Below are 4,767 nucleotides of genomic sequence, written 5' to 3'. Positions count from 1 at the left end.
GGACGCGTACCGGCACACCTGCCTTGGCAACCTTGGCACTGACTCCACCGACCTGCACACCTTGCGGCTCGAACACGTGCCAGTTCGTCACCAGCACTCGGCCTTGCGTGAGCATCGCCATGAGATGCGGCGCGACCAAGTCGCGGGTTCGATAGACGCTGGCCTCGCCCTCGTTCGGATCAAGCTCACGCAGCCGGTTACGAATCGTGACGTTGGGGCAGACCACCAGCACAACGTCCGAGAAGCGCGCATCGCTCCGATCGTTGACCTTGTTGAGGATGCTCCACGCCGCGAGCATGCCCATCACGGTCGTCTTGCCCGAGCCCGTGGCCATCTTGCAGGCGTAGCGCCGAAACGCGGTCAGGCCGTCGGCCTTGCGCTCGTCGCTGGGCTCGTCGAGCGGAATGTCGATGCCCTGCCGGAAGTCAGCGCGAGCTTCGGTGAGAAAGATGATTGTCTCCGCCGCTTCGAGCTGTGCGAAGAACAGCCGCTGCTGTCGCCCATCGCGCCGCCAGTACTTCAGCAGCTCCAGCGTGGTGCGGCTCACCCCCGGGTACGGGTCGGGCTTGTGTGTTCTCCACTCCTTCACGCGTTGGCGGATGCGATTGACCAGCTTCAGTTCGATAGCCGTGCCCGCACCATCGCGTGGTTCCACCTCGTCGCCGCGACTGGGCGGACGATAGAAGTACATCGCCGGCCGCCGCCCCGACATGCGCTGCGGTTCCTCGCCCTCGACGATTCGCCAATGCTCCGGTGGCTCCTCGAACGGCGAGCACAGGATCGGTTGCTGAACTTCGAATCCGCTCATTGCCCGAAGGCCTTCACGATCGCGTCGAGCTTCTCCTTCACTTCAGGATGAATCTCATCCGCAGGCATCAACGCCGCAATCTCATGGTAACGCGTGTAGGGTACGTCCGGCAGGCCGGCGGCCGCTAACGCGGGCGGGATGAGATCGGTTCGAGCTTTGGTGCCGATCAGGAACGGGTGATCCGTAGCAGGGCTTCTGAGGAAAGCAGGCGGTTGCGTCTCTTCCAGATACTTGCGCAGGTCGTCGATGTGGGGCGCCGCAGCAGCGGGCCCCACGACGTATTCGACGTAGCGCGCCAGCGCGTTGGGATGGAAGAGATAGCTCTCGATTTCGTACCGCCGCCAGCGCAGGCGCTGCAGCCCAGATCCGGTTATCGGCGTCGCCTGAATCTCCGGACGCGCGTCACCGTCCACCAGCTCCAATCCAGGGAGATCGGGGCGGACGAGCTTCAATGCTTCGTAGTGATCTTTCGATTTGATCCCGTCCGCGCCCGGCCGCGGTTGTGCGACCGTCTTTCTCCAAAACAGCCGTGTCGTCAGCAGCTCGTATGCCGGATGGTCGAGCGTCTTCGCCCACGCCCTCAAGATTTCTAGATCCGTGTAGTCTTCAAGGTACAACACTCCCGGTGCATCGAGGGCCAGCAGGATGTCTTCGTTCGAGAGCACTCCGAGCGATTTGATCAGCAGCGCACGCTCATCGGAGTCGGCCAGCATGCGTGGCTGCGTCACCATCACGCACAGCTCCTTCGGTTCAACCGAGTTGATGATGACCTCGGAGTGAGTCGCGATGATGAGCTGCGACTTCTGCTTCGCCGCAACGCTGCGTAGTTCACCGTAGATGGCGTCCTGCAAGATCACGTGGAGGTGCGCGTCGGGCTCATCGAGCAGCAACACGGAACCCGGCCGCGTGTTGAGGAACGTGAGCAGCATCAGCACCTGCTGAAAGCCGCTGCCAGCGCTGCCGATGTCAAAGCGCGCGCCTGCGGAGCGCTCGGAATATTCGGCAATGATGTGTGCCCCGGTTGCGTCAGGCGGCAGCAGCTCGTAGCCGAACAGTCGTCGGATCGAATCGAGCAGTGCGCGCCATGCTGGCTCAGACGCGTTGGCTTCCACAAGCAGATTGCGAAGGACATCGCCTGGCTTTGCCTGGCCGAGAAGCTGGACGATCTTGGGCCGCTGATAGACGGGCTCATCCACGCCGAGACCGGACATCGCCGGCACGAACACCGTCGCCAAATCTGCGTTGCGTACCACCGGCGGCTCGACATCAGGCTTGGGGCGCACGTAGATCTGTTCCGTGCTGTCCGAGATGAACTCCATGGTGATTGCCCAGTCGCCCCTCTGAACCAGGACTTCCATCGACCCGTGATACTGGCGCTGGTTCCACAACAAATCGAACGCGCGCAGCGGCACCGCCGAAAACGCTTGCCGAGCGATCGGGACCTTCGTGTAGGCGCCCCGGTGACGCTGGAAGTCGGAGCGCTGCTTCCAGTGATTCAGGGCCAGGCCCCATGCTGCAATGGCCTGCAGGACTGTGCTCTTGCCGCAGTTGTTCGGTCCCGCAAGCACGATGTGATCAGGGAGGACAAACTCGACGTCTGCGAAGCGCTTGAAACGCCTGATGACGACCCTGCGGATCACGACTCAGCGTCCTTCAGATCCTTCACTACCAGCAGCTCGTTGCCGCGATCGTCAATGACCTTCACCGCGATCTGTCCGTGCTCGCCGGCTTCGAACGGCGCGCTGGTCGTCCCGGCAAGATGATCCCAGACCGCATCCTCGTATTCGCCCTTGAGGGCCTTCTTCAGATCATCCCACGCGGCGGTGCGCGGGAAGAAGGCTTGGGTCACGTGGAAGCAGAGGCCGTTGTAGTCGGTGTCCAGGAACCACGCCGGCACGTCGTTCCCGCTACGATGCACCGCCTCCATCGTCGTCGGATCGAACACGTCGAGCCCGACCAGCTCGACCTCGAACTCTTCAACCTTTGACTTTTCACCGTCGACCTTCCTGACCTTGACCTCCGGCAACCCGCAGACGCTGAAGATCTGACTCGACCGCATGTTCTTGAGCAGGTCGCCCATCATCAAGTCCGGTGTCGCTTGCACGTACGTCGCAGGCACACCCACAACCTGTTCGGATTTTTCGACGAGCTCGCGGGCGTTCGGCTGAATCGCGAATCCGATCACGTAGAGATGCGTGTAACTCTTCGCGTACGCCTCGCGCGCGGCCTCGTAGACGAGCTTCTCGCTCACCGCGCCGTTCTCGGGACCGAACACGATCGCCACGGGTCGGCCCTCACCCTGCCCTCTCCCAGAGGGCGAGGGTTCTGAAACGATTCCCGCTCCGCTCTCTTCTCTTCCCTCTCCCCCTGGGAGACGGTTAGGGTGAGGGTTCTTCGCCGCCCCGTTCCCATTCACCACCGCTTCCGCCGACAGCGACAGCGTCTTGGCCGGCGGTCGCACATTGCGCAGCGTCACCGTCTTCCCGCCGCCGACGTGCAACACCGGCGATCTCCGAAGCACCTCCAGCATGCGATCGACGAATGAGCCGTACTGCTCCGCGCCCGCCCCGGAGTCCTCGACGCCGTCGCCTTCCCAATCCACCGGCGTCGGAATCGTCGCCTCAACGCAGAACGCCCCGGTGACGCGTGTGATCTTGTTGTCCGCCTCCGGCCGATCGACGAGCACCTCTTCTTCCGGCGGTTCGTTGTTGGCGATACTCCTCAGCGTCACGTGCGGCACGATGCCGCCAACCTCTTCCCCCTTGCTGTTCTGCTTGCGAACGTAGACAAATCCGCCCGCCGGTCCGCGCTTCTCCTCCTTGAGCTGATAGAACGGAAACGTCGCCGTCAGCAACCGCTGCCGCGCCAGCGCTAGAGGCACACGGCTGGTGTCAATCGTGATCCAGCGCCGGCCCCACTGCTCCGCGACGTACGCGCTTGTGCCGCTTCCGCACGTGGGATCAAGAACGAGGTCACCGGGGTCGGTGGTCATGAGGATACATCGTTGGATTGCCGTCGTGGCTGTCTGCACTGCGTACACTTTCGGATCGGAGCGGCTCTGAATACCGCCTATGTCCATCCAAGCGTTCGTCAGCGGGAAAGCTGGAAAGTCATCAAAGAAACGGATGTAACGAAGACGGTTGCCGCTGACCGTGATACGTCCGGCGCCTATGAGCCGCTCCATACCCTGCTCGCCGGTCTTCCAGTACCCGGTTCCGGGACCGTAGGTCTTGTCGCCAAACTTGACCGGAAAGTCGCCTGGTGGCCGTTGGCTCGTTAGTCCACCGGTAGTGAAAATTCGAGCTCCCTTCGGGAGGAGGGTCGGGTCGGCGTACTCTTCTGCCGTCAGCGGCCTTGAGGACCCGTCTGACAGAACGACGCTCGTGTACTTGGTCGCTCCAGCTGCACCTACCTGCTTACCCAAGAAGAGCTGGCGATATCTTACCCGCTCCGCACTGCGCGCGTACCAGAGAACGTAGTCTATGGTGGCGGGCAAAATCTCGCTTGTCGCGGATGTCGTCTTCGCGAAGCTGATCAGTGCACAGAAGTTCTCAGGACCAAACACCTCATCAAGCAAAGAGCGAACCGTATGCACGTTGTCGTCACCGATCTGCACGAAGACGCTTCCGCTCGGTGCCAGCAGCTCGCGGCACAGTAGCATCCGGTCGCGGAGATAGGTCAGATACGAGTGCAGCCCCAGTTCCCACGTATCCCGGTACGCCTTCACCATCTCCGGTTCGCGCGTCATCTCGGCGTCGTCGTTGTGTTTCACGTCGCGCTTGCGAATGAAGGGTTGAAAGTTAGACCCGAACTTCACACCGTACGGCGGGTCCATGTAGATCATCTGCACCTGCCCGCCGAGGCTCTCGTAGTGCAGCAGCGAGTTCATCACCACCAGCGAGTCGCCGAGGATGAGGCGGTTCACCCAGTTGTCCGGGTACTCGTAAGCGCGCAAAACC

3 protein-coding genes are annotated in these 4,767 nt (G+C 62.1%); all 3 read right to left on the bottom strand.

All coding sequences use genetic code 11. The annotated features are described in order from the left end of the window. The coding region (locus VF515_07505; protein HEX7407483.1) for a DEAD/DEAH box helicase family protein at positions 1-808 on the bottom strand (808 nt) is incomplete at its 3' end. After that, positions 805-2,448: an AAA family ATPase gene (locus VF515_07500; protein HEX7407482.1), complete on the bottom strand. Its 1,644-nt coding sequence runs from the start codon at positions 2,446-2,448 to the stop codon at positions 805-807. The genes VF515_07500 and VF515_07505, both read right to left, overlap by 4 nt. Next, a partial coding sequence (locus tag VF515_07495) for a site-specific DNA-methyltransferase (GenBank protein HEX7407481.1) occupies positions 2,445-4,767 on the bottom strand: 2,323 nt, incomplete at its 5' end. The genes VF515_07495 and VF515_07500, both read right to left, overlap by 4 nt.

The organism is Candidatus Binatia bacterium (genome assembly GCA_036382395.1).
GTDB lineage: Bacteria > Desulfobacterota > Binatia > HRBIN30 > HRBIN30 > JAGDMS01.
The sequence above is the reverse complement of the archived record's forward strand: the minus strand, read 5'-3'. Positions and strand labels throughout refer to the sequence as shown.